Annotated in this window: 19 protein-coding genes; 11 read left to right on the top strand and 8 right to left on the bottom strand. The window is 74.9% G+C overall.

What is annotated here, in order from left to right; all coding sequences use genetic code 11:
• A partial coding sequence (locus ABTZ91_RS33325) for an NADase-type glycan-binding domain-containing protein (RefSeq protein ID WP_352080979.1) occupies positions 1-665 on the top strand: 665 nt, incomplete at its 5' end.
• Positions 666-689: 24 nt separating this feature from the next.
• On the opposite strand, the gene ABTZ91_RS33320 is transcribed toward ABTZ91_RS33325, so the two are convergent.
• The 3 genes from ABTZ91_RS33320 to ABTZ91_RS33310 form a co-directional block, all read right to left on the bottom strand.
• Entirely contained in the window at positions 690-1,589 is a 900-nt protein-coding gene (locus tag ABTZ91_RS33320; protein WP_352080978.1) for a PhzF family phenazine biosynthesis isomerase, read from the bottom strand.
• Positions 1,586-3,115, bottom strand: a complete 1,530-nt coding sequence (locus tag ABTZ91_RS33315) for a leucyl aminopeptidase (RefSeq protein WP_352080981.1) — start codon at positions 3,113-3,115, stop codon at positions 1,586-1,588. Before ABTZ91_RS33315 ends, ABTZ91_RS33320 begins: the two co-directional genes overlap by 4 nt.
• 131 nt (positions 3,116-3,246) lie before the next feature.
• Positions 3,247-4,167, bottom strand: a complete 921-nt coding sequence (locus tag ABTZ91_RS33310) for a DMT family transporter (RefSeq protein WP_352080980.1) — start codon at positions 4,165-4,167, stop codon at positions 3,247-3,249.
• A 117-nt stretch (positions 4,168-4,284) separates the two neighbouring features.
• Here ABTZ91_RS33310 and ABTZ91_RS33305 point away from each other — a divergent pair, with 117 nt between their 5' ends.
• The 7 genes from ABTZ91_RS33305 to ABTZ91_RS33275 all read left to right on the top strand — a co-directional run bounded on the left by ABTZ91_RS33305 (position 4,285) and on the right by ABTZ91_RS33275 (position 11,887).
• On the top strand, positions 4,285-5,196 hold the full coding sequence (locus ABTZ91_RS33305) for a LysR family transcriptional regulator (RefSeq protein WP_352080977.1): 912 nt from the start codon (positions 4,285-4,287) through the stop codon (positions 5,194-5,196).
• A 95-nt stretch (positions 5,197-5,291) separates the two neighbouring features.
• Entirely contained in the window at positions 5,292-6,389 is a 1,098-nt protein-coding gene (locus ABTZ91_RS33300; RefSeq protein ID WP_352080976.1) for a questin oxidase family protein, read from the top strand.
• A gap of 204 nt (positions 6,390-6,593) precedes the next feature.
• Positions 6,594-6,995 (top strand): STAS domain-containing protein, encoded by a 402-nt coding sequence (locus ABTZ91_RS33295; protein WP_352080975.1) that lies wholly within the window; start codon positions 6,594-6,596, stop codon positions 6,993-6,995.
• A gap of 41 nt (positions 6,996-7,036) precedes the next feature.
• Positions 7,037-7,474 (top strand): STAS domain-containing protein, encoded by a 438-nt coding sequence (locus ABTZ91_RS33290; RefSeq protein WP_352080974.1) that lies wholly within the window; start codon positions 7,037-7,039, stop codon positions 7,472-7,474.
• Positions 7,471-8,022 (top strand): ATP-binding protein, encoded by a 552-nt coding sequence (locus ABTZ91_RS33285; RefSeq protein WP_352080973.1) that lies wholly within the window; start codon positions 7,471-7,473, stop codon positions 8,020-8,022. The genes ABTZ91_RS33290 and ABTZ91_RS33285 overlap by 4 nt, the downstream gene beginning before the upstream one ends.
• A gap of 90 nt (positions 8,023-8,112) precedes the next feature.
• A complete protein-coding gene (locus ABTZ91_RS33280; RefSeq protein WP_352080972.1) occupies positions 8,113-8,541 on the top strand; it encodes an ATP-binding protein in 429 nt (142 codons plus the stop codon).
• Between the two features lie 139 nt (positions 8,542-8,680).
• Positions 8,681-11,887 (top strand): HAMP domain-containing protein, encoded by a 3,207-nt coding sequence (locus ABTZ91_RS33275; RefSeq protein WP_352080971.1) that lies wholly within the window; start codon positions 8,681-8,683, stop codon positions 11,885-11,887.
• A 1-nt stretch (position 11,888) separates the two neighbouring features.
• On the opposite strand, the gene ABTZ91_RS33270 is transcribed toward ABTZ91_RS33275, so the two are convergent.
• Positions 11,889-14,399 carry a SpoIIE family protein phosphatase gene (locus ABTZ91_RS33270; protein ID WP_352080970.1) on the bottom strand — a complete coding sequence of 837 codons (2,511 nt, stop codon included), beginning with the start codon at positions 14,397-14,399 and terminating at the stop codon, positions 11,889-11,891.
• A 994-nt stretch (positions 14,400-15,393) separates the two neighbouring features.
• Between ABTZ91_RS33270 and ABTZ91_RS33265 the strand changes: the two genes are divergently transcribed.
• On the top strand, positions 15,394-16,665 hold the full coding sequence (locus ABTZ91_RS33265; protein ID WP_352080969.1) for a serine hydrolase domain-containing protein: 1,272 nt from the start codon (positions 15,394-15,396) through the stop codon (positions 16,663-16,665).
• A gap of 87 nt (positions 16,666-16,752) precedes the next feature.
• Here the strand turns inward: ABTZ91_RS33265 and ABTZ91_RS33260 are convergent, their stop codons facing one another.
• Together ABTZ91_RS33260 and ABTZ91_RS33255 are read right to left on the bottom strand one after the other, a co-directional pair.
• Complete coding sequence (locus tag ABTZ91_RS33260) at positions 16,753-18,174, bottom strand: polysaccharide lyase 6 family protein (protein ID WP_352080968.1); 1,422 nt, start codon at positions 18,172-18,174, stop codon at positions 16,753-16,755.
• Between the two features lie 376 nt (positions 18,175-18,550).
• Entirely contained in the window at positions 18,551-19,168 is a 618-nt protein-coding gene (locus tag ABTZ91_RS33255) for a TetR/AcrR family transcriptional regulator (protein WP_352080967.1), read from the bottom strand.
• An 85-nt stretch (positions 19,169-19,253) separates the two neighbouring features.
• On the opposite strand from ABTZ91_RS33255, the gene ABTZ91_RS33250 reads away from it, so the two are divergent.
• Together ABTZ91_RS33250 and ABTZ91_RS33245 are read left to right on the top strand one after the other, a co-directional pair.
• Positions 19,254-19,664 (top strand): DUF4345 domain-containing protein, encoded by a 411-nt coding sequence (locus ABTZ91_RS33250; RefSeq protein ID WP_352080966.1) that lies wholly within the window; start codon positions 19,254-19,256, stop codon positions 19,662-19,664.
• Between the two features lie 277 nt (positions 19,665-19,941).
• The gene (locus tag ABTZ91_RS33245; RefSeq protein WP_352080965.1) at positions 19,942-21,531 is read left to right on the top strand and encodes a carbohydrate-binding protein; all 1,590 of its coding nucleotides are present in this window, start codon (positions 19,942-19,944) and stop codon (positions 21,529-21,531) included.
• Between the two features lie 8 nt (positions 21,532-21,539).
• Here ABTZ91_RS33245 and ABTZ91_RS33240 read toward each other — a convergent pair whose 3' ends face one another.
• Together ABTZ91_RS33240 and ABTZ91_RS33235 are read right to left on the bottom strand one after the other, a co-directional pair.
• The gene (locus ABTZ91_RS33240) at positions 21,540-22,226 is read right to left on the bottom strand and encodes an alpha/beta hydrolase (RefSeq protein WP_352080964.1); all 687 of its coding nucleotides are present in this window, start codon (positions 22,224-22,226) and stop codon (positions 21,540-21,542) included.
• A 74-nt stretch (positions 22,227-22,300) separates the two neighbouring features.
• Positions 22,301-22,945, bottom strand: a complete 645-nt coding sequence (locus tag ABTZ91_RS33235) for a phosphoribosylanthranilate isomerase (protein WP_352080963.1) — start codon at positions 22,943-22,945, stop codon at positions 22,301-22,303.
• Between the last annotated feature and the right edge of the window lie 263 nt (positions 22,946-23,208).

Below are 23,208 nucleotides of genomic sequence, written 5' to 3'. Positions count from 1 at the left end.
GGTGCGCGCTGCTGCTCGACCCGGGGCCGCCGCCGGAGGTGGCGCCGGCCAGGTGGCGGCGGCTGCTGCGGCGCGGGCGGCGGCAGGCGCCGCCGGCCGGCACGCGGCCGCGCCGGGCCTGGCGCAGGCCCAGGATCGCGCTGCCGCTCGTCCTGGTCCTGCTCGGCGTCGGCATCTGGTTCGGTCTGCCGCACGCGGGCCGGCTGCTCGGGCTCGCCCGGGACGAGACGGGCACGCCCGAATCGCTTCCGCCCTCGGCGGTCCGCGCGTCCAGCGCCCTGAAGGACCATCCGGCGGGCGCCGCCTTCGACGGCTTCAGCAACCGCTACTGGGCGTCGTCGGCGGCCGGTTCGACGCTGGAGGCGGACTTCGAGGCGCCGGGGGTGCGGATGACGAAGCTGGTGGTGTTCGCGGGCACGTCGGCGAAGAAGGACGAGTTCCTGACGCAGGCCCGGCCGGCCCGCCTCCTCGTGGAGATCGTGTCGGCGGACGGCGACCGGTCCACCCGCCGGATCACCCTCAAGGACCAGCCCGGTCAGCAGACCTTCGACCTGCGGGGCTCGCGGGTGACCCGGGTCCGCATCACACCGGAGACCGCGTACGGCACGGCCCGGGGCCGCCATGTCGCCCTGGCCGAAGTGGAGTTCTTCGGCCACCGCCGCTGACGCGCTCCCTCGCGCCGTGCCGCGTCAGAGGGGGAGCTCCGCGCGGAACGCCGTCACCGCGCTCCCGCTGATCGAGACGAGGAGTGCGCCGTCGGCCGCCGTCTCGACGTCGACCCGGACGTGCCCGGGCCGTCCCATGGCCGCTCCCTGCCGCCCCGTGAAGGACAGCCGGCCGTCGGCGGCGGGGACGATGCCGTGCCGGAGCAGGTACGCGCCGAGGGGGCCGTGGCCGTTGCCCGTCACGGGGTCCTCGGGGATGCCGATCGCGGGCGCGAACATCCGGGACCAGGTCAGCAGGTGTTCCTCGCCGGTGTCCCGGGTGAAGACGAAGAAGCCGTTGGTGTCGATCTCGCGGCTCAGGGCCGAAAGCGCCGCCGGGTCCGGCCGCAGGGCGTCCACGGCGGCGCGGCCCTTCAGCTCGACCAGCACCTTGGCGTGTCCCGTGGAGACGATCTGCACCGGCCCGCCGTCCGCGAGGTCGCCAGGCGCGGCGCCCAGGGCGCGCAGGAGCCGCCCGACCTGGGCATCGTCCAGTTCGGGGCCGAAGACGGCCGCGCCCTGGCGCATGCCGATGCGCACGCGGTCGCCGTCGCGGTGGATCCGCACCGGTTGCAGCAGCCCCGTGCCGGTCTTCTGCACCAGGGAGCCGGCGGGCAGCCCGTACTCGACGGCGCGGGCGAAGTGGGTGGCCACGGTGGCGTGTCCGCAGGTGGGGACCTCCGTCGTGGGCGTGAAGAACCGTACCCGTACGTCGTGGTCGGTGCCGTCGGCGCGCAGGACGAAGGCCGTCTCGGAGTTGTTCAGCTCCCGGGCGACGGCGAGCATCTGCGCGTCGGTCAGGGCGTCGGCCGTCAGCACCACCCCGGCGGGATTGCCGCTGAAGGGGGTACGGGTGAAGGCGTCGACCTGGTAGAGGATGCTCACCGCTCCTCCGTCGCGTCGGTGGCGGCGGCGGAACCGGCGGCGAGCCGGACCAGGGTGCGCACCGCGCAGCCGGTGCCGCCGCCGGGCGTGTACCCGTGCGGCGGGCCCTCGTTGAAGGCCGGTCCGGCGATGTCCAGGTGTGCCCAGGGAACGCCGGGCGGCACGAACTCCCGCAGGAACAGACCGGCCACCAGGCCGCCGCCCATCCGCGCGCCGTAGTTGGCCAGGTCCGCCACCCGTGAGTCCAGGCTGGGGCGCAGTTCGGGCGGCAGCGGCATCGGCCAGGCCCGCTCGCCGGCCTCCCGGGCGGCGGCCAGGACGCGTTCGCGGAAGGCGTCGTCGTCGCCCATCACCGCGAAGACGTGGTCGCCGAGGCCGAACCGGGTCGCGGCGGTCAGGGTCGCCACGTCCACGACGGCGTCCGGCTGTTCCTCGCCCGCCCGTACGAGGGCGTCGGCGAGGACCAGGCGTCCCTCGGCGTCGGTGTTGAGCACCTCGACCGTCCGGCCCCCGTACATCCGCAGGACGTCGCCGGGGCGCAGGGCGGAACCGGAGGGCATGTTCTCGGCGAGGGCGAGCCAGCCGGTGACGTTGACGGCGAGACCGAGCCGCGCGACGGCCAGGACCGCCGCGAACACGGCCGCCGCGCCGGACATGTCCCGCTTCATGATCTCGTTGGCGCCGACGGGCTTGAGCGAGATGCCGCCCGAGTCGTAGGTGATGCCCTTGCCGACGAAGGCGAGGGTCGTCGTGGCCTCCGGGTGGGTGTGGGCGATCCGCACCAGCCTCGGGGGCCGCACCGAGCCCTGGCCGACACCGAGGATGCCGCCGTAGCCGCCCGCGGCGAGCGCGTCCTCGTCGAGCACCTGGACGTCCGCTCCGTGCTCCCGGCCGGCGGCGGCGACGAGGTCGGCGAACGATTCCGGGTACAGGTCGTTGGCGGGGGTGTTGACGAGGTCGCGGGCCCGGTTCAGTTCCTGGGCCAGCGTGCGGGCACGCCGTACGGCGGCCTCCGCGGGCGTCCGGAGGTCCGGGTCCACCAGGATCGTCGCCTCACGGACGGGCTCCGTGCGGCGGGTGGTGCGGTAGGCGGTGAAGTCGTAGGCCCCGAGCAGGGCGCCCAGGGCCACCGCCTCCACGGCCTCGCCGGTCGTGGCCGGCAGCGCGAGGGCGATCCGGTCCGCGCCGGCCAGGGTGCGCGCGGCCACTCCGGCAGCCCGGCGCAGCACCTCGGCGTCGTAGCCTTCACCGCCGTCGCCGTGAGCGCCGCCGGCTGCGGGCCCGAGGCCGACCGCGAGGACGAGACCGGCCCGGGCACCGGCGGGTGCGGGCAGGCGAAGTGCCTCGCCCGGGGCACCGGTCGCCCCGAAAGCGACGAGGAGCCGGGGCAGGCCGTCGCCGAACGCCTCGCCCGAGCCCGGCACGGGCACCGGAACCGGTCCGTCGGCGCTCTGGGCGACGCCGATCACCAGGCAGTCGGCGGGCACGGAGACGGCGGACAGGGCGGCCACCGCCGTCACCGTCATCACCGTCGTGCCTGTCGTTGCCGTCGTTGCCGTCGTCCCTGCGGTTGCCGTCGTTGCCGTGGTCACCGTGGCCCCTGTCGTTGCTGTCACTGCGTCTACTGCGTTCACTGCATTCACTGGCGTCACTCGCGTCACTGGCGTACGTCTTGTTCCTGTCGGGTGAGCTGACCGGGAAGGCGGAGGGGCGTCGACCTGCGGGTCAGGCCGACCCCGGCGAGGACGATCACCATGCCCAGGGCGATCCGGAGGCTGAAGTCCTCGTGGAGGACGACGACGCCCAGGGCCACCGAGACCACCGGCAGCAGGTAGCCGACGGTGGCGGTGTTGGTGGCGCCTTCGGCCGCGATGTTCCGGTACGTGAGGTGGAAGGTGACGCCGGTGGCGACGACGCCGAGGATCACGGTGGCGATCAGCTGCCTCGGGGTGATCTCGACCGGTGTCAGGCCGCCGGCCACCAGGGTCGGCGCGGTGAGGACGGTCGCGGCGACGAGCTGCGCCGCGGACAGCGCGATGGTCGGGATGCCCTTGCCGACCAGGTGGCGGCTCATGAAGAGGAAGCCGACCGCGTAACCGGCCGCCGCGCCGACGATGGCGAGGGCTCCCCAGCCGCCCGACTCCCTGGCCTGCCACGGCGCGAAGATCAGCACCACTCCGGCGAAGCCGAGCAGCAGTCCGGCCACCCGCGCCGGCCGGAGACCGCCCTCGGTGCCGACGACCACGCCGAGCAACAGGGACCACAGCGGGGTCGTGGCGTTCAGGACGCCGGCGACACCCGAGTCGATGCTCTGCTGTCCGAAGCTGAACAGGGCGAACGGCAGGGCGTTGCAGAAGAAGGCGGCGACGAAGACCCGGCCCCAGACCGCCGGGCCGCCCGGCAGCCGCCGGCCGGACAGCAGACAGACGGCCAGCAGGGTGAGCGCCCCGAGCAGGCACCGGGCGAAGGTCACCTGCACCGGGGCGAGCGCCTCCAGGGCCACCTCGATCCAGAGGAAGGTCGACCCCCAGAGCAGGGCGAGCACGCCGATCCGCGCCCACGCCCGGCTCCTGTCCATGACACCGTTCACCGCCACCTCCTGGTCGGCCGCTCTCGCGTCGGCCTCCCTGAACGCTGCCGCACTCCTCCTGGAAGGACAAGAAAAAGGTTCTGTACTTCCCTTAAGCTCTGCTACATGATGGATGTGAGACGCATGCAGGTGCTGCGCGCCGTGATCACCAGCGGCTCGGTGACGGCCGCGGCGGCCCACCTCGGCTACACCCCCTCCGCCGTCAGCCAGCAGGTCGCGGCCCTGGAGAAGGAGACGGGGATCGCGCTGCTCGAACGGGTCGGCCGGGGCGTGCGGCCGACGGCGGCCGGACTGCTGCTCACCCGGTACGCGGCCGTGGTCAGCGAGCACCTGGCCGAGGCGGAGACCGCGCTGGCCGATCTGCGCGCCGGGCGCGAGGGCCGGTTGACGGTCCGCTACTTCGCCTCCGTCGGGCCGACCCTGCTGGCTCCCGCCCTCGCCCGCGTGCGCCGCGAGCACCCGGCGGTGGCGATCGACCCGAGGCTGGCCGATCCGGACGACGCGCTCGCGGAGGTGTTCCGAGGCGACGCCGACCTGGCCGTCGTCGTCCGGCCGCCGGACGACGCCCCGCGGCACGGCGTCCGGGTCGTCCACCTGCTCGACGACCCGTACCGGGCGGTGCTGCCCAGCGGACATCCGCTGGCCGCCAAGCGCGTGCTCGACCTCACCGATCTCGCCGGCGAACCCTGGGTCGGCAGCGAACCTCCCGGCCCCTGCCTCACGCCGATCACCGACGCCTGCGCGGCCGCCGGCTTCAGCCCGGACTTCACGGCCACGTCGGAGGACTACGCCACGGCCCAGGGCTTCGTCGCCGCCGGCCTCGGCATCAGCCTCATCCCCCGGCTGGGCCTGAGCGCCCGCCATCCCGGCGTCGCGGTCCGCCGCGTCCGGCACCCCGAACCGGTCCGGGCGATCCACGCCGTCATCCGGGCCGGGTCGCTGGAACAACCCGTCCTGCGCACGCTGCTCGACGCCCTCAGGACAGCGGCCGGGACGGGAGGGACGACGAGGGGCTGACGGGCGCGCCGGACGAGCGCCGTAGGTCCCGGTGCGGACCCGGTCTCGGCCTCGGGTCGGTTACGCCGGCCGGTGCCCCCGCCTACCGTCGCCCCATGGACACGGCAGGCACAGTCACAGGTACAGACGCAGACCCCGACACCGGCACCGACACCGACACCGGCACCGGCACCGGCACCGGCACGGACCCCACCGGCACCCTCGACGAGGCGCTCCAGCGGCTGCACGCCGCCGGGCCCGAGCGGCTCGGGCGGCTCACCAACCACGCGCCGATGGCCGTCGAGGCCCTCGCCGCGCACGGCCAGGCGCGGGCGGTGCACCGCTGGCTCGACCGGTACGCGCCGAAGCTGGAGGAGTTCCCGGCCGGGGTCGCACCGGTCACGGCCGCCGACTGGCGCTCCGCGCTCGGGGATCCGCGCCGGGTCGCCGACTGGATCGCCCACTTCGAACGCGACCTGGCCGAGCGGCCCTGGCGGGACGTGCTCGCGCAGTGGTGGCCGCGGCTGCTGCCCGGGATGTACGGGGGCTCCACGCACCCGGTGATCCGCGTGGGGCACGCGGTGCGCACCCTGCTGGCCGGCGGGCTCACCGCGCCCCGCCTGACCGAGCTGGCCCACGGCCTCGGCTACTGGGCCGCCCGCCACCGGCCCGTCGCGGACCTCACCCCGCTGCCCGGCGCCGACAGCGCGGCCGACGCCCTGGACGCGGTGCCGCCGATCGACGGGCAGGACGGCGGCTTCCCCGCCCGCCTCGACCGGGTGACCCGCCTGCCGGTGTGGGCGGCCTCGGTCGACGACCCCGACACGGCGCGCCGGCGCCTGGCCGAGCTCGTCCGTGCGGCCACCCACCGCTACGCCACCCACGGCCACGGCGAGGAGACCATGCTGGTCCACGCGGCCACGGCCCCCAACGCCGTCCTGCGCACCCTGCCCGCCCTGCCCCGCGCCCTGTGGGTGCCCAGTCTGCGGGCCGCGTGGACGGCGTCCGCGGCGGTGACCGCGATGTACGCCCCGGCGGCCGGGATCGAGCCCGCACCGCCGGGATCCCTCACCGCCGAGGAGGTCTTCGCCCGCGCCCTGGCCCACGGTGACGAGCACGTCATCAAGCTGACCGACACGGCCCTGGACGTGGGCGACGAGCGGTCCCTGTCGGCGGCGCTGCGCGCGATCGAACTGAGCGCCCCGCTGGGCTGACGCCCCGTCAGCCCGCGCGACGGGCCGGGGTTCCGAGGACGCGCAGGTGCGGGCGGCCACCGTTGGTCATGCACGGGAGTTCGACTGGCTACGGCCAGTTATCCCAGCCCAAGATCACGGCATGGGGTTCCGGGAGCCCGCCGTCGGCCGCCTGCCGTGCATAGGGGGTCCGGATCGGGGCACGTGCTGGACGGAGGTGCCGTCATGGTCCACGTGCAGCCCGTGCCACCCCCGGACACGGCTCCGGAGCCCCGTACGTACCGGGCTCCGTCGGGTACGGCGTGGGTGGTGCGCGAGTCCTCGCCCGCGCCGGGCACCGTCGTCCTGGCGGCGAGCGGCGAGTTCGACGTCGAGACGGTCGGCTGCCTGCACCACGCGCTCGCCGAGGCCCGCCTCGAAGGGAGCCGCGAGGTCGTCCTCGACGTCTCCCGGGTCGGCTTCGGGGACTCCTCGTTCCTGCACGAGCTGGTGAGCGCGCACTTCGCCGGCCACCGTCTCGTGCTCGCCGGGCCGTTGCCCCGGCAGCTGCGCCAGTTGTTCGCCCTCACGGGCACACTGGGTCTCTTCACCATCGTCAAGGACCGGGTCGGCCTGCGCTTCGCCTGATCATGGTGGGACCGCCGAGGACGGAAGGGAGCTGTGACCGCATGGAAGCCACGGAGGCAGCGGAGGACTTCGCGGGGCGGCTCGGCGTGGACGTCGTGGAGGGCCGAAAACCCGGCACGGTCGTGCTGACCGTGACGGGCGAGCTCGACCACGACACGGCGGCCCCGCTGAAGGAGGCGCTGGTGCGGCACGCCCACGCGAGGCGGATCGTCGTCGACTGCTCGGGGCTGAGGTTCTGCGACTCGACCGGCCTGAACGTCCTCCTGCGGGCCAGACTGCGGATGCTGGACGGTGGCGGGCGGCTCGACCTCGCCGGGCTGCGGGCCCCGGTGAACAGGATGTTCGAGATCACGGGTGCACGGGCCGTCTTCCGGGTATACGAGGACTCTGCCGCCGCCCTCGCGGACACCTCCACGACGGGCGGCGCGGCGGAAGGTTCACCGGCGACGGACGGTTCACGAGCGGCGGAGGGGTCATGAGGCGCGGGGACACCGCGGGAGCCGGGAACACCGGAAGCACCGGGAGCACCGGCGACCCCAGGGAGCCGGGAGGTCTCGAAGGCACCGGGAACCTCGCCCAGGGGCAGGTCAGGCGGCTCATGCTGCACGGCGCCGGAGGCGCGGTCACGCGCTGCCGCGACTTCACCGCGACCGCGCTCACCGACTGGGGCTGGCTGCCCGGAGCGACACCGGAGGACCGTGAGCGGGCGGAGGACGTCCTGCTGATGGTCTCCGAGGTCGTGACCAACGCCTGTCTGCACGCCGGCGGACCGCAGCAGCTGGTCCTGCGTCATTCCGGAGGCCGTCTCCGCGTGGAGGTGTACGACGCGAGTCCGGCCGCTCCCCGCTCGAACGTCCCGCGCTCCCCCTCGCTGCCCGGCGGCCACGGCCTGATGGTGCTCGACCGGCTGGCCGGCGCCTGGGGGTCGGCGGCGAAGGACGACGGCGCCCCCGGCAAGGTGGTGTGGCTGGAGGTCGCCCTCCCGTCGCCGCCGCCGTGGCTGCGCGGTGACGCGCCGGGCCTCTGACCCGGCGGACCGGCCGACCGGGCAACTGGGCGGCTGGGCGGATCGGGCGGCCGGGTGTTTGACCCGGCCGCCCGTGGTAATCCGCAGCGCATGTCCACGGGAGAGAAGACCGTGACCACCCGCCGGTCGGTTCGCTACGAGCTGGCGGAGGGCCCCGGAGTGCTGGCGGAGTGCCGCGACCTCACGCAGCGGGCGCTCGCCGCGTGGTTCGGCCACGCGGGCGCCCGCGGGCGCGAGCCGGTCGAGGACGTCCTGCTCCTGGTCTCCGAGGTGGTCACCAACGCCCGCCTGCACGGCGGCGCCCCGTACGAGCTCTGCCTGGAGGGCCGGGGCCGGGCGCTGTGCGTCCAGGTCAGCGACAGCAGCCCGCACCGCCCCGTACCGCACGGCCCGCACCGCGCCGGCCGCCCCTCGGGGCACGGGCTCTACCTGCTGCAGCGGCTCGCGGCGCACTGGGGGACGGTGACGCGGGGACGCGCCGGGAAGACGGTGTGGTTCGAGGTGGACGTCCTGCGCTAGCGGTAGGGGCGGGGCCGGGGGCCGGTTCAGGGTCGCCGTCCCGGCAGGAGCTGTTCCGCCAGGACCCGTTCCGGCAGGACCCGTTCCGGGGGCGGATCTAGAGTGGACGGGGGGCGCCTACCTGCGGACGAGGTCCTTCATGGCACAGCGCAGAGCAGCACACCGCAACCGCGGTCACGGCGGCGACGCCGGCCGTCACGGCAGCGACGCCCACGGCGGCGACGGGGGCGACCGGAACGGGTGGGGCGGTGACGGCGCCGGCTCCCCGCCCGGCGAGGAGGCCCTGCGCCGGCTGCTCGCCGGCCTCACCGCCGTACGGGACGGAGATCTGTCCGTACGCCTCGCCGAGGGCTCCGACGGCGTCCTGGGCGAGATCGCGACCGTCTACAACGACATGGTCGACCGGCTCTCGCTGCTGACCTCCGAGGTCACCCGCGTCGCCGGCGAGGTCGGCGGGCAGGGGCTGCTCGGCGGCCGGGTGCGCGAGCCCTTGGCGCGCGGTGCCTGGCGGGAGCTCACCAGCGGCGTGAACACCATGGCCGACAACCTGACCTCGCAGGTGCGGTCCATCGCGCAGGTGGCGACCGCCGTCGCCCGCGGCGACCTCACGCAGAAGATCCGGGTGGACGCGCGCGGCGAGATCCTGGAGCTCAAGGAGACCATCAACACCATGGTCGACCGGCTGTCCTCGTTCGCCGAGGAGGTCACCCGGGTGGCCCGCGAGGTCGGTACGGAGGGTCTGCTCGGCGGCCAGGCCCGGGTGGGCGGGGTCTCCGGCACCTGGAAGGACCTCACCGACAACGTCAACTCGATGGCCGACAACCTGACCAACCAGGTGCGCAACATCGCGCAGGTCACCACCTCGGTCGCCCAGGGCGATCTGACCAGCCGGATCGACGTGGCGGCCCGGGGCGAGATCCTGGAGCTGAAGACCACCATCAACACCATGGTCGACCAGCTGTCCTCGTTCGCCGCCGAGGTGACCCGGGTGGCCCGCGAGGTGGGCACCGAGGGGAAACTGGGCGGCCAGGCGGAGGTCGAGGGCGTCTCGGGCACCTGGGCGCGGCTCACCGAGAACGTCAACGAGCTCGCCGGGAACCTGACCCGCCAGGTGCGGGCGATCGCCGAGGTCACCAGCGCGGTCGCCGAGGGCGACCTGACCCGTTCCATCACCGTCGAGGCGCCCGGCGAGGTCGGCGAACTGCGCGACAACATCAACTCGATGGTCGAGTCGCTGCGGGCCACCACCCGGGCCAACGAGGAACAGGACTGGCTGCAGACGAACCTGGCCCGCATCACCGCGCTGCTCCAGGGCACCCGCCGGCTGCCGGAGATCGCCGAGCTGATCATGGCGGAGGTGCCGCCGCTGGTCTCGGCGCAGTACGGGGCCTTCTTCCTGGTCGCGGAGGGCTGGGAGGCGGCGGACGAGGGCGCGGGCCCCCGCGGCCCGGGTTCGGGCGCGGGGCCGGTGCCGGGCGGGAGCGAGGGCGGTACGGAGGAGTGGGAGGGGCCGACGCTGGTCATGGCCGCCTCGTACGGGCTGCCGCTCGGACCCGGCGGTCCGCGGCGCCGGTTCCGCTTCGGCGAGGGGCTGGTCGGGCAGGCGGCGCGGGACCGGCGGACCCTGCTGGTCGATCCGGTGCCGCGGGGTTACGCCACCGTCTCCTCGGGCGTCGGCAGCGCCGAGCCGGCGGCCCTGGTAGTGCTGCCGATCGTGGTGGAGGACCAGGTGCTCGGTGCCGTCGAACTGGCCTCGCTCCAGCCCTTCGGCGCGCTCCAGCGCGACTTCCTGGACCGCTTCGTGGTGAGCGCGGGCGCGGTCCTCAGCTCCCTGGTGGCCAACCTCCGCACCGACGAGCTGCTCGCCCAGTCCCGTAACCTCGCCGACGAACTCCAATCCCGTACACAGGAGTTGCAGGCCCGGCAGCGCGAGCTCCAGCGGTCGAACGCGGAACTCCAGGAGCAGGCCGCCCTGCTCGCCGAGCGCAACAAGGACATCGAGTCGAAGAACCGGGTCATCGAGCAGGCCCGGCAGGAGCTGGAGACCCGGGCGCAGCAGCTGTCGCGCACCTCCATGTACAAGTCCGAGTTCCTCGCCAACATGAGCCACGAGCTGCGGACCCCGCTCAACAGCCTGCTGATCCTGGCCCGGTTGCTCGCCCAGAACCCGGAGGGCAATCTGACGGAGAAGCAGGTCGACTACGCGGAGGTCATCCACTCGGCGGGCTCGGACCTGCTCCAGCTGATCAACGACATCCTCGACCTGTCCAAGGTGGAGGCGGGCAAGATGGAGGTGCGGCGCGAGCCGTTCGCGCTGTCCAAGCTGATGGAGTCGCTGGGCGCCACCTTCGGGCCGATCGCGGACGAGAAGGGCCTCGACTTCACGGTCACGGTGGCGCCCGACGTGCCGGCGTACCTCACCACGGACGAGGGCCGGCTGCGGCAGGTGCTGCGCAACCTGCTGTCGAACGCGATGAAGTTCACCGAGGAGGGCCGGGTCGAGCTCACCGTGGAGCACACGCCGCCGGACGAGATCCCAGCCGTGCTGCGCGACGGACGCCCTGTGCTGGCCTTCCGGGTCGCCGACACCGGCGTCGGCATACCCGCCGACCGGCTCCGCAACATCTTCGAGGCGTTCCAGCAGGGCGACGGGACCACCGCGCGGCAGTACGGCGGGACGGGCCTCGGGCTGTCCATCAGCCGGGAGGTGGCCACGCTCCTGGACGGCACGATCGAGGTCGAGAGCACCCCGGGGCGGGGCAGCCTCTTCACCTTCCACCTGCCCGAGCGTCCGGTGCGGCAGGAGCCCGAACCGGCCCCAGGGCCGACCGCGGGACCGGCGGGGCAGGGCGCGGCACCCCTCGACGCACCCCGCGCCGAACCGGCCGTCGAACCGGCCGTCGGACCGTCCGCCGAACCGCTGCGGGAACGGCGGCGGGAACGGCAGGAGGGACCGGGCGCGGATCCGGAGCGGGCCGCTGTCACCGTGCTCGTCGTCGACGACGACGTCCGGAACGTCTTCGCACTCACCGAGGTCCTGGAGGCGCACGGCCTGCGCGTCCTCACCGCCGACGGCGGCCGTCCCGCCATCGGCGTGCTCGCCGGGCACGAGGAGGTCCGCCTGGTCCTCATGGACATCATGATGGCCGGCATGGACGGCTACCGGACCATCGAGGAGATCCGGCGGCTCCCGGGCCGCACCGGGCTGCCGATCATCGCCGTCACCGCGAAGGCGATGCCGGACGACCGGGCACGGGCCCTCGCGGCGGGCGCCGACGACTATCTCGCCAAGCCGGTCGACGAGGCGGAGCTGATGGTCAAGATCCGGCAACAGCTGGGGAGTTGAGTCATCCGCCGGCGCCCGAGCCGGTACCGGTGCCGGAGCCGGCGTCGGGACGCACACCGGTCACCGGCACCGCCCCGGTCCCGGTCGCCGCCCCGGTCACCGTCACTGCCCCGGCCACCGCCGCCGCCCCGCTCTCGGCCTCCGCCTGCGCTTCGGCCTCCGCCTCTCCGGGGCGCCGGACGCGGACCGCGACGATGCTCGTGTCGTCGTCGGTGTCCCCGAGGGCCGCGCCGAGCAGCCCGTCCACGAGCAGTTCGGGACTCCCCCGGCCGGCCAGCCGCCCGGCCGCGCTGACGAGCCGGGCGAGCCCGGTGCCCAGTCCGTCGCGGCGCCGCTCCACCAGGCCGTCGGTGTAGAGCAGCAGGGTGTCGCCGGGCCGCAGCACGGTCCGCCGTTCCTGGTACGTGTACGAGGGCACCGCGCCCAGCAGGATGTCGTGCGGCGGTTCGAGCAGCCGCGCCCGTCCGTCCCGGATCAGCAGGAGCGGCAGGTGTCCGGCGCTCGACCAGACGAGACCGCCGTCCTCGGGGTCGTACAGCGCGCACACGGCCGTGGCGGTGGCGCCGCCCCCGGTGCGCAGGGTGACCTCGTTCAGCCAGCTCATCAGCTGCCGCGGCGGGCTGCCGGTGAAGGCCAGGGCCCGCTGGGCGTTGCGCAGGGCGACCATGCCGGTGACGGTGTCGATGCCGTGCCCGGCGATGTCGCCGACGGCCACGAGGACCTTGCCGCTGGGCAGCGGGAGCACGTCGTACCAGTCGCCGCCGACCTGGTACTCCTTGGCGGCCGGCCGGTAGCGGGCGGCGACGGCCAGATCGCCGGGCAGCTCCCGCAGGGCCGTCACCTCCGGCACGATCGCCTGCTGGAGCTGGAGGGCGAGCTGGTGGCGCAGTTCCGCCTGGTCGCGCACGGCGGTGAGGTGGTCGAAGGTCGCGGTCAGGGCGAGCTCGGTGCGCCGGGTCGCCGACACGTCCTGGTACACCCCGACGAAGCCGGTGACGGTGTCCCGTTCGAGCAGCGGCTCGGCCGCCACCCGCACATGGCGCACGGCACCGTCCGGGAGCACGATCCGCAGCACCGTCTGCGCGCCCGAGCGGCACTCGGTCAGCGTCCTGAGCAGCTGCGTCAGGGCCTCGCCGTCCTCGCGGTGGACCCTGCCGCGCAGCGCGAGCAGCGGCAGCGGCGCCTCGTGCCGGGACATGCCGAACATGCCGTACGCCTGCTCGGACCAGACCGTGTCGCCGCCGGTCAGGCTGTCCTGGAAGGTGGCGACGCTCTGCAGCCGCGCGACGGCCCGCCCGGCGGCGACGCCGGGGTCGCCGACGGTGTGCCACAGCACGACCGACCGGTCCGCTCCGGCCGGCAGGACGCGTACGTCGAGGAGGGGGCCCGGCGCTCCTCCGGGCCGCCCGGCCGGCAGCCGGGCGGCGTGCTGGGGGCGGCGGGTGTGGCGGGCGCGCCGCACCAGGCGGGCCAGCTCCTCGTGGGCGTGCGGGAAGGCGCGGTGCAGGGAGCGGTCGTCGGCGGGCAGGGCGCCGCCGAGGGCCGCCGCGGCGGCCTCGTTGACGTGGTCCAGGGCCGGTGCGCCGGTGGTGGGGTGGGTACGGAGCAGGGCGCCGGGGTGGACGAGCGCGTCGAGCACGTCGACGAGGGCCGGCGCGCCCGGTTCCTCGGCCTCGGGGCGGTCGAGGACGGCGACGGCCACGTCCATCAGACCGGTGACGGCCCGCCGTACGGACGAGCCGAGCTCGGTGGGGCCGGGCCAGCAGACCAGGGCCACACCGACCGTCGCCCCGCGCCGCCGCAGCGGCAGCACCGCCCGGGCCGCGTCCGGGCCGGTTCCGGGGAGCGGGCCGGCGTCGGCCGGGCCGTCCTCCAGCCATACGGCGGCGTTCCCGGCGAGCGCGGCCCGGATCGGCGCCGGCGCCGCCGGCGGGATCGACCACCAGGCCGCCGCCTCCGTGGCCCCGACCCCGGCGTGCCCGGCGAGCCGCAGCGATCCGGCCTCGGCGCAGCGCCACAGCCACAGGCTCTCCGCGCCGAGCGGCGCGAGCCCGCCCTGCAGGAGGGTCCTGGCGCCCTCGGCGACGCCGTCCGCGATCTCCGCGGCGGCGGCCGTACGGCGCAGGCGGCGCCCCAGGACGGGCGGCAGGTCGTCGGGCGGCAGGACCTCGGGCGCGGACCGGCCGGGCGCGTCGCCCGGGGCGGTCAGGAGGCTGCCCGAGGTGGCGACGGCGTTCACGATGTCGGCCGAGAGGTCCTCGGCGGCGAGACCGGTCGCCCGGGCCAGGGCGGTGAGGTGCTCGGCGGCGTCGGCGGTGGAGATGCCCAGCTGGACGGCGAGCACGCCGGTGGCGAGGTCGAGCAGATGACGCCGGACGAGCTCGGCCCGCAGCCGCCGGTTCTCCGCGGCCAGCCCCGCGAACGCCGAGTCCGCCCAGGCGGCGGACCTCTCCGCGGACGCCTCGGCGGACGCCTCCGCGGGCGTCCCCGCGGGCCCTGCGGAACGGGTCAAGACGACCTCCGGAACACGCGCTCGTGCCTCTTCGGAGTCTACCCGCGCGGTCCGGATCGGGGCGGGGAGCGGGAGGGGGGTGGAAGGCGGCGGGGAGGCGCGGGACGGAGCGGGCGGGAGCGGGCGGGAGCGCGCGCGGCGCAGGCCAAGGGCCACGCCGACCGCACAGGCGCAGGCCCCAGGGCAGGCGCACCGCGCGGGTACAGGGCCGGAGGCCACGCCGACCCACGGGCACGGGCCGCAGGGCAGGCGCACCGCGCGGGCACAGGGCCGGAGGCCACACCGACCCACGGGCACGGGCCGCAGGGCAGGCGCACCGCGCGGGCACAGGGCCGGAGGCCACACGACCCACGGGCACGGGCCGCAGGGCAGGCGCACCGCGCGGGCACAGGGCCGGAGGCCACGCCGACCGCGCGGGCGCAGGCCAAAGGGCAGACCGACCGCACGGCCACGAGACCGAAGCGCCGACCGCACGGGCACGGGCACGGGCCAAAGGCCAGGCGCACCGCGCAGGCGCAGGACGCAAGGCCACGCCGACCCACGGGCACGGGCCAAAAGCCAGGCGCACCGCACGGGCGCAGGGCGCAAGGCCACGCCGACCGCACGGGCACGGGCCGCAGGGCAGGCGCACCGCGCGGGCACAGGGCCGGAGGCCACGCCGACCCACGGGCACGGGCCAAAGGCCAGGCGCACCGCGCAGGCGCAGGGCCACGCCGACCGCACGGCACCGCAAGGCAGCGCGGCGCACGGCCGGGACGGGCGCGTGAGCGGCCGACGCAGGGCGGCGCGGCACGCGGTCGGCTCCGGCTGCGCCGAACGGGTGACGGCCCGCTCGAACGCGCGCGGACCGCGGCGGAACCTTTCCCGCTTTCCGCCCCTCCTGATCGGTGAGCGGGTCGGCCGGGTGGTCCGGGCCGGGCCGCTCCGCCGAGGCCGTCGCCGAGGCGCATCCCGCCGCGAGACATCCCCTCCGGGGAAGAAGTCGAGGAAGCCCGTGCTCCGTTCGCCGCACCGACGCCTGGCCGTGGGCGCCGCCCTGCTCGCCGCGCTCGCCGGGGGTCTCCTCCCGGCCGCACCCGCCACCGCCTCTCCCGCGCCTTCCCCCACCGCAACGGGCTCCGGCGCCGTGCCCGCGCCCGACATGGACGGCGTGGTCGCCGCGCTGAACGCCGCCCTGGCGGAGGGCGCGCCCGGGGCGATGGCCCGGTACACCGGCCCGGACGGCGTCCAAAGCCGTACGGTCGGGGTCCGGGACCTGGCGACGGGCGCGCCCATGGACATCCGCGCCCGCTTCCGGATCGGCAGCGTCAGCAAGACCTTCTCGGCCGTCGTCCTGCTCCAGCTGGTGGAGGAGGGCCGGCTGCGGCTGGACGATCCGGTGAACCGTCTGCTGCCGGGTCTCCTGCCCGACGACCGGGTGACGGTCCGTCACCTCCTCACCCACCGCAGCGGTCTCGCGGACTACACGAACAAGATGTTCGAGCACACCGTCCCGGGCTTCGAGGCCGTGCGGAACCGGGTGTTCTCCTACCAGGAGCTCGTCGACCTTTCGCTCGCCGAGCCGCGCACCACCGAACCGGGCGCCTCCTACGCGTACTCCAACACGAACTTCGTCGTGGTCGGCATGCTGATCGAGAAGCTCACGGGGCGGCCGGTGGCCGACGCTTACGAGCGCAGGATCATCAAGCCACTGAAGCTGCGCGGCACTTCGTACGTGCACCCCGACACGCGCATCAAGGGCCTGCACGTACGGGGGCATCTGCACCCGGACGAGGCAGGCGCGCCGCTCGTGGACTCCACCGAACAGACGGTGTCCTGGGCGCAGTCGGCGGGCGCCGTGCTGTCCACGCCGGCCGACCTGAACACCTTCATGAGCGCGCTGATGCGGGGCCGGCTGCTCTCCCCGGCGATGCTGGACGCCATGACGACGGTGACGCCGACGGACGCCACCGGCACCCGGTCGTACGGCCTGGGGCTGCGCCGCTACGAACTGTCCTGCGGAGAGAAGGTGTTCGGCCACACGGGGACGGTGCAGGGTTATTACACGTACGCCTTCGCGACCCGGGACGGCCGGCGCGCTCTGTCGGCGCTGGCGAACACCTCGAACCACGGCTCCGCGAACACGGCGCTCGGCCGGACGCTGGAAGCCGCGTTCTGCGGTGTCAGGCCCGCGCCGCAGCCGAGCACGCGGAGCCTGGCGCCGGACCGCGCGCCGGAGGGGGCGGTGGACCGCCCGGCGGAGCGCGACCTGCCCGAGCGCCACTGACGCGCGCCCCCGCGGGGCCATGACGGACGCGGCGCGGTGGGGCGGGGCTTCTCCCGCGTGCCGCGTCCGTCGCGCCCCTTCGCCCGCTCAGGCCGCGTTCGGGCCCACGTCGGACGGGGTGAGGGGGCGGCGGACCGGGGCGAGGGCGGAGTACTCGTCGGCGCCGACGTCACGGGCGCCGGTACGGGGGTGGCCGTCGAGGTCCTGGGTCACGGCGGGCTCGGTCAGCGTCGCCGCGTCGATGGCCGGGCTGCCGGCCGTCAGCCGGTGCACCCCGTCGGTGTCCAGGCGCAGTCGCGGGTCGACCCGCCGGTAGCCGGCGGACGGGAGGGTGCCGTCGGCGGCGGCGCCCCACAGGATGTTGCCCTGCCACACGAAACCGATGGTCCGGTCGAGGTCGACCAGGGTCCCCGTGGCGGAGACCATGATGTTGTCGGCGATCACGACGTCGCTGGGCGCGTGGGTCCGGCTCTCGCCGGAGAGCGTGCGGGCGTTGCCGACGAGGGTGTTGTGGGCGATCACCGCGCGGTCGCAGGCGTCGTTGCCGCGCCGCTCCTCGGTGGTCTCGCCGGAGTGGTGGTCGCGGGTGGTGCCGCTGCCGATGACCAGGGCGCGGCCGGTGAGGCCGCCGAAGTAGTTGTTGACCACCAGGTGGTCGTTTCCGTAGAGGCGGACGCCGTCCTCGCCGCCGAGGAGGTGGTTGCCCTCGACGGTGGTGCGGTTGCCGTGGCGCAGCACGATGCCGCCGCGGCTGTCGCGGATGGTGTTGTGGCGGACGGTGTTGTCTGAGGACTTGACCGAGACGGCCTCGGGGTCGCCGTCGCACCGCTCGAAGAGGTTGTGCTCGACCACGGCGGAGGCGCTGGACAGGGCGCGGGAGCTGACGCCGAGGCGGATCGGCTCGCCGCCGTTGGCGCCGGTGTAGGAGTGGTCGGCGAAGTGGTTGCGGAGGATCTGGGTCCGCTGGGCCATGGCGGTGCTGCCGGGGCCGTCGACGACGAGGAAGATTCCCTCGGTGGTCTTGTCGTGGAAGCGGTTCCGGTCGATCTTGGCGTCGTCGCCGCGTACCACCACCCAGTCGAGGCCGGGGACATCGGCGAAGCGGAGGTCGTTGCGGGTCAGGCGGATGCGCGGACAGCTCGCCGGTATCTCCAGGGTGGTGCTCTGCCGGAGCGCGAAGCCGCTGACGACGATGTCGCTGGAGTCGGTGAACACGAAGCCGCGTTCGCCCTGGAGCACCGCGCCGCCCCGGGACTCGGCGACGATCGTGATGGGCGCGGCGGCACTGCCGTGGCGGCCGGAGACGGTGATGGCGCCTCCGGAGGGCACGGTGTAGGTGCCGTTGGCGAGGACGATCCGGTCGCCGGCCACCGCCCGGTCGATCGCGCGCTGGAGCTCGGCGAGGGAGCCGACGGTGACCGTGGTCGCGGCGGAGGCCGTGACGAAGGACGGCACGGTGGCGATGGCCGCCCCGAGTGCGGTGCCGGTGAGGAACGTACGTCGTCGCATGATGCCCCTTTGGGGGAAAGGCGGATGAGGTCCGCACCCAGCGTGCGGCACGCCCTTGTCGTTCCGCTGGCGTCCCGCTAACGCGCTCTGCCCCCCCTCACGCGCTCCCCCCCCTCACGCGCTCTGCCTCCGCCTCGGGCGGCGCGCAGCGAGGCGACGGTGGCGGCGGGTTCGGGTTCGGCGCCGGGGGTGTCGAGGGTGCCGGAGAGAAGGGGGCCCCTTCATGTCCACCGAGGTCGCGGCGGCAGCAGCAGAAGTCCCTCCGGGGGTTCGGTGCCGCGAGGTCACCCTGTGCCGGCCCGGGTGGGGCGCCCCACCGCTGCTGCCGTGGCGGAGGGACGTGGTCCGCTCCGTCGTCTCCCTGGCCGGCGGATCTTCAGGCGGCGCCGGCGGGCCAGTCGGGGGCCGGGTCCACCGGGAGCAGGGGGCGGAGGGCGCCGATCGCGGCACCGATGCAGGCATCGCGCAGCTCGGCGCGCTCGCAGTTCTCGTGGGTGAGCCAGTCCACGCACAGCACCTGGACGAACACCAGCCAGGCCTTCAGCGCGGCGGACACGGCCGCGCGGGTGCGGTCGTCGGCGAGCGGGAGCACGCCGAGCAACCGGGCGCGCAGGGCGTCGAGTTCATCGGTCATGATCGTCTGGATGACGGGGTCTCCCGCCAGCACCCGGTTCGCGGCCAGGACGGCCTGACGGTTCGCGATGAAGTAGTCGAGATGGGCGTCGAGGCCCTGGGCGAGCTGCTGGACGAGGGTGGCCTCGGGATCGAGGCGGGTGGCCGCGAGCAGCCGGTCGGCGGCCTGCTGGTAGACCGCGGCGAAGAGGGCGTGCTTGCTGGGGAAGTGCCGGTAGAGCAGCGCGCGGGACACGCCCGCCCGCTCCGCGACGTCCTCCATCAGCACGTCCTCGTACGGCGAACCGGCGAAGAGCTCGGCGCCGACGGCGAGCAGCTGGGCGCGGCGGTCGGCGGGGGACAGTCGTCGGCGGGGCGGCACACCCGCAGAGTACTTGACATGTGTCTACCAGGGAGCCCTAGGCTGAGCATTAGTAGACACATGTCAACTAAGCCGAGGTGTGGTCATGGCCAAGACGCTCCGGGTGTTCGCGTGGACGATGGGCCTCGCCTGCGTGGCGATCGGGCTGCTCCATGTATTCGGCGGCAACGCCGCCATCCCCGGCGAGGCCGACGCGGGCCCGACCGTGGACAGTCTGGGCCGCTTCCTCGGCGCGATCTTCACCGGCTACGGCCTGGTCTGGCTCTGGGCGGTCCGCCAGGATCCGGTTCCGGCCCGCGTGGTGCGCTGGCTCGCCGCGGTCTTCCTGCTCGGCGGCCTGGGCCGCCTGCTCTCCGTGGCCGTACACGGCTGGCCGCATTGGTTCCAGATCGCGCTGACGGTGATCGAGCTGGTCTTCCCGCCGATCTGGTTCTGGCTCGCGGCCGCCGACGAACGCGCCTTCCGCGACCGCTCCCGCGCACCCGCCCTCCCATAGGGGCGCCGGGATCTGAACGATGCCGCGAGGCGCCCGACTCGCCGTCCACCTCCCCTCGCAGGGCCCCCCGCCACCGCCCCCCTTCGCGCTCCATGCCACTGAGGCCGGTGCCGGCGTCGTAGGCCGACACCGGTAGGGGGCTCTGAAGGGTGAGCGCGGCGCTCTCATGGGAGCGCTCCCGTCCGATGTCTTGACGTGTTCATGTGGGGCTCCTAGCTTGGCAGGCGCTCGGCAAGCGCTTTCTATCCGTTGACCACGGACGACAAGGACCCCCCCCATGCGTTCCAAAGAATCGCTTTCCCTCCTCGCCTGTGCCGCCCTCGCCACCGGCGCCGTCGTCGCGCTCCCCACCGCCGCCTCCGCCGCGTCGGCCCGTTACGAGGCCGAGAGCGCGCCCGCGACCTGCGACGGGAGCGTCGACGCGGACCACACCGGGTACACCGGGACCGGCTTCTGCAACGGCCGCAACGCGGTCGGCGCGGCGGTGCAGTTCACCGTCAGCGCGGGACAGGACGGGACCGCCACCCTGGCCTTCCGGTTCGCCAACGGTGCCGCCTCGGCCAGGCCCGCCGAGGTGACCGTGAACGGCGCGGCCGCCGGGATCGCCTCGTTCGAGTCCACCGGCACCTGGACGGGGTGGACGACCAAGACGCTGACCGTGCCGGTGCGTTCGGGTGCCAACACCGTGCGCCTGAGCCCGACCACCGCCGCCGGACTGCCCAACGTGGACCGTCTCGACGCCGAGACCACCGGCACCACCACTCCCCCGCCGTCCGCCACCGCCCTCTACGTCGCCCCCAACGGCACCGACGGTGCCGCCGGCACCCTGTCCGCCCCCACCACCCTGACCTCGGCCATCTCCCGCGTCGCGCCGGGCGGCACGATCTACCTGCGCGGCGGCACCTACGCGTACGCGCAGACCGTCACCGTCCCGGCCGGGAACAACGGCACGGCGAGCACCCGCACCCGGCTGTCGGCCTACCCCGGCGAGAGGCCGGTGCTCGACTTCTCGGCGATGACCGAGGCCCCCGCGAACCGCGGGCTCGTCCTCAACGGCTCGTACTGGCACGTCCACGGGATCACCGTCCAGCGCGCCGGCGACAACGGCATCTACGTCGGCGGCAGCAACAACGTCGTCGAGCGCACCGTCACCCGCTTCAACCGCGACACCGGCCTCCAGCTCGGCCGCATCGCCTCCACCACCCCGCGCGAGCAGTGGCCGTCCCACAACCTCGTCCTGAGCGCCGAGTCGCACGACAACGCCGACTCCGACGGCGAGGACGCGGACGGCTTCGCGGCGAAGCTGACCGTCGGCCCGGGCAACGTCTTCCGCCACACCGTCGCCCACCACAACATCGACGACGGCTGGGACCTCTACACCAAGCCCGACACCGGCCCCATCGGCGCCGTGACCATCGAGGACTCCCTCGCCTACGGCAACGGCACCCTCAGCGACGGCACCGTGAACGCCAACGGCGACCGCAACGGCTACAAGCTGGGCGGCGAGGACATCCCCGTCGACCACGTCGTCCGCCGCAGCATCGCCCACGGCAACGGCAAGCACGGCTTCACGTACAACAGCAACCCCGGCTCGATGAAGGTCTCGGACAACCTCTCCGTCGACAACGCCCAGCGCAACTACTCCTGGGACGCGGGCACCTCGGTCTTCCGCGGCAACACGTCCTGCCGCTCCGGCAGCGGTTCGAACGACAAGACCGTCGGCGACGCGGACGCCACGAACCAGTTCTGGTCCGGTACGAACGGCTCCCGCTGCGCCGCCTACACGGGCGCCCTCGGCTGGTCCTTCGCGACCGACGGCCGGCTCGTCGTGACCCTCGGCGGCAGGGAGGTCCGCCTCGGGGCGTGACCGTCCCGCTAGCCGTGCGTCGCCGCCTCGGCCAGGACGCGGGCCAGTGCGCGGGGGCGGGTGGTCATCGGCCAGTGGCCGGAGTCGAGGTCCGCGTAGGCGAGGTCCCGCGCGCGGGCGAGCTCCGGGCTCTCGCCGCCGGCTATCCACTGCTTCGCCTGGGCCGGGGTGAACTCGGGGCACACCAGCAGCACCGGCACGTCGAAGCGGCGCTCGTCGCGGAGCCGTACCGTCCCTCGGGCGACGCCCTCCGGGACGGGGACGGCGGCGGCCGCCAGGCGCCGCCGGGCCTCCTCGTCGAGGTCGGCGGCGTCCGGCCCCTCGAAGGGGTCCCAGCCCGGGAAGGGCATGACGCCGTCCTCGATCGGGAAGAGGTCGGCGTAGGCGCTCCCGTCGGCGGCCGGGAAGCCGCCGACCAGGGCGACCTTCGCCACCTTCTCGGGCCGGGCGTCGGCGGCCAGCCAGGCCAGGCCGGCCGCGGCCGAGTGCCCCACCACCAACGGCCTGCCGGGCGCCGCGTCCACGGCGTCGGCGACCGCCGCCAGCTGGTCGTCCAGGGTGGCGGCGCGGTCGCCGTCGCCCTGTCCGGGCAGGGTGAGCGCCACGGGACGGTGGCCGAGGGCCGTGAGCTCGGGGACGACGTCGTCCCATGCGGAGCCGTCGAGCCACAGTCCGGCGATGAGCAGGATGTCCACGGGTCGTCCTCCCGGAGCGCGTGCGGGTCTGGTCCGACTCACGCTAGTGGGAGGGTCTGACAACCGGGTGCGGCTCAGGCCCCGGCCGTCCCGGACGCCTCCGCCCCGGCCGCCTTCGCCGCGGTGACGAAGGCCCGGACGCGGTCGTGGTCCTTGACCCCGGGCGCGGACTCGACGCCGCTGGAGACGTCCACGCCCCAGGGCCGGGCCCGGCCGATCGCCTCGGCGACGTTCCAGGGGGCCAGTCCGCCGGCCAGGAGCCAGGTGCCGTCGGGGCGGGCGCCGTCGAGGAGGGACAGGTCCCAGCGGGCGCCGGAGCCGGCGCGGGGCGAGTCGAGCAGGAGGACCTCCTCGCCGTGGGCGCCGACGCGGGTGTCGGGGCGCTCCTTGAGGGAGGTGGCCCGCCACAGGCGCGGGAAGACGCGAGCGGCCCGCCGGAAGTCGTCCTTGGTGTACGGGCCGTGGAGCTGGAGCGCGTCGACGTCCAGTTCACGGGCGAGCCGCGCGGCCTCCTCGGCGGGCGTGTCGTTGACGACGAGGACGGACAGCACGCGCGCGGGGGTGTGGGAGCGGGCGTGGGCGGCGAGCCGCGCGGCCACGTCCCGGTCGAGGCCGCGGACGCTGGTCCCGCTGATCACCAGGCCGACCGCGTCGGCCCCGGCCTCGACGGCCACGTCGATGTCGGCGGTCGTGGCGAGCCCGCACACCTTGACGAACACTGTCTCTCCTCCGCGCCTCTCCCCGCCGCCGGGTCAGCCCCCGGCCGTGTCCGGCCGATCCTATGCCGCGCCGACCGGCCCCGCCCGGCACCGGCCCCGCACCGAAGCCGGCACCGAAGCCGCGGCCCGACGCCGGCCGCCCACCGCGCCCGCCGCCGACGCCCGCCGCCCCACGCCCCCCCCCCCACTCCCGGCGCCCGCCGCCCCAAGCCCCCCCCCCCAAGCCACCCGCCCCCCCCCACCCCCCCCCCCCCCAGCCCCGC

Origin of the sequence: Streptomyces sp. NPDC126499 (genome assembly GCF_040302485.1) — a bacterium.
Lineage (GTDB): Bacteria > Actinomycetota > Actinomycetes > Streptomycetales > Streptomycetaceae > Streptomyces.
The sequence above is the reverse complement of the archived record's forward strand: the minus strand, read 5'-3'. Positions and strand labels throughout refer to the sequence as shown.

What these genes read in the sequence shown, in the direction of transcription:
- ABTZ91_RS33315 (WP_352080981.1), bottom strand. Translation starts at nt 3,115, where the DNA reads ATGACGGTGACGGCGGTGGCCGCCCTGTCCGCCGTCTCCGTGCCCGCC.
- ABTZ91_RS33310 (WP_352080980.1), bottom strand. Translation starts at nt 4,167, where the DNA reads ATGGACAGGAGCCGGGCGTGGGCGCGGATCGGCGTGCTCGCCCTGCTC.
- ABTZ91_RS33305 (WP_352080977.1), top strand. Translation starts at nt 4,285, where the DNA reads ATGATGGATGTGAGACGCATGCAGGTGCTGCGCGCCGTGATCACCAGC.
- ABTZ91_RS33300 (WP_352080976.1), top strand. Translation starts at nt 5,292, where the DNA reads ATGGACACGGCAGGCACAGTCACAGGTACAGACGCAGACCCCGACACC.
- ABTZ91_RS33295 (WP_352080975.1), top strand. Translation starts at nt 6,594, where the DNA reads ATGGTCCACGTGCAGCCCGTGCCACCCCCGGACACGGCTCCGGAGCCC.
- ABTZ91_RS33290 (WP_352080974.1), top strand. Translation starts at nt 7,037, where the DNA reads ATGGAAGCCACGGAGGCAGCGGAGGACTTCGCGGGGCGGCTCGGCGTG.
- ABTZ91_RS33285 (WP_352080973.1), top strand. Translation starts at nt 7,471, where the DNA reads ATGAGGCGCGGGGACACCGCGGGAGCCGGGAACACCGGAAGCACCGGG.
- ABTZ91_RS33280 (WP_352080972.1), top strand. Translation starts at nt 8,113, where the DNA reads ATGTCCACGGGAGAGAAGACCGTGACCACCCGCCGGTCGGTTCGCTAC.
- ABTZ91_RS33275 (WP_352080971.1), top strand. Translation starts at nt 8,681, where the DNA reads ATGGCACAGCGCAGAGCAGCACACCGCAACCGCGGTCACGGCGGCGAC.
- ABTZ91_RS33260 (WP_352080968.1), bottom strand. Translation starts at nt 18,174, where the DNA reads ATGCGACGACGTACGTTCCTCACCGGCACCGCACTCGGGGCGGCCATC.
- ABTZ91_RS33250 (WP_352080966.1), top strand. Translation starts at nt 19,254, where the DNA reads ATGGCCAAGACGCTCCGGGTGTTCGCGTGGACGATGGGCCTCGCCTGC.
- ABTZ91_RS33245 (WP_352080965.1), top strand. Translation starts at nt 19,942, where the DNA reads ATGCGTTCCAAAGAATCGCTTTCCCTCCTCGCCTGTGCCGCCCTCGCC.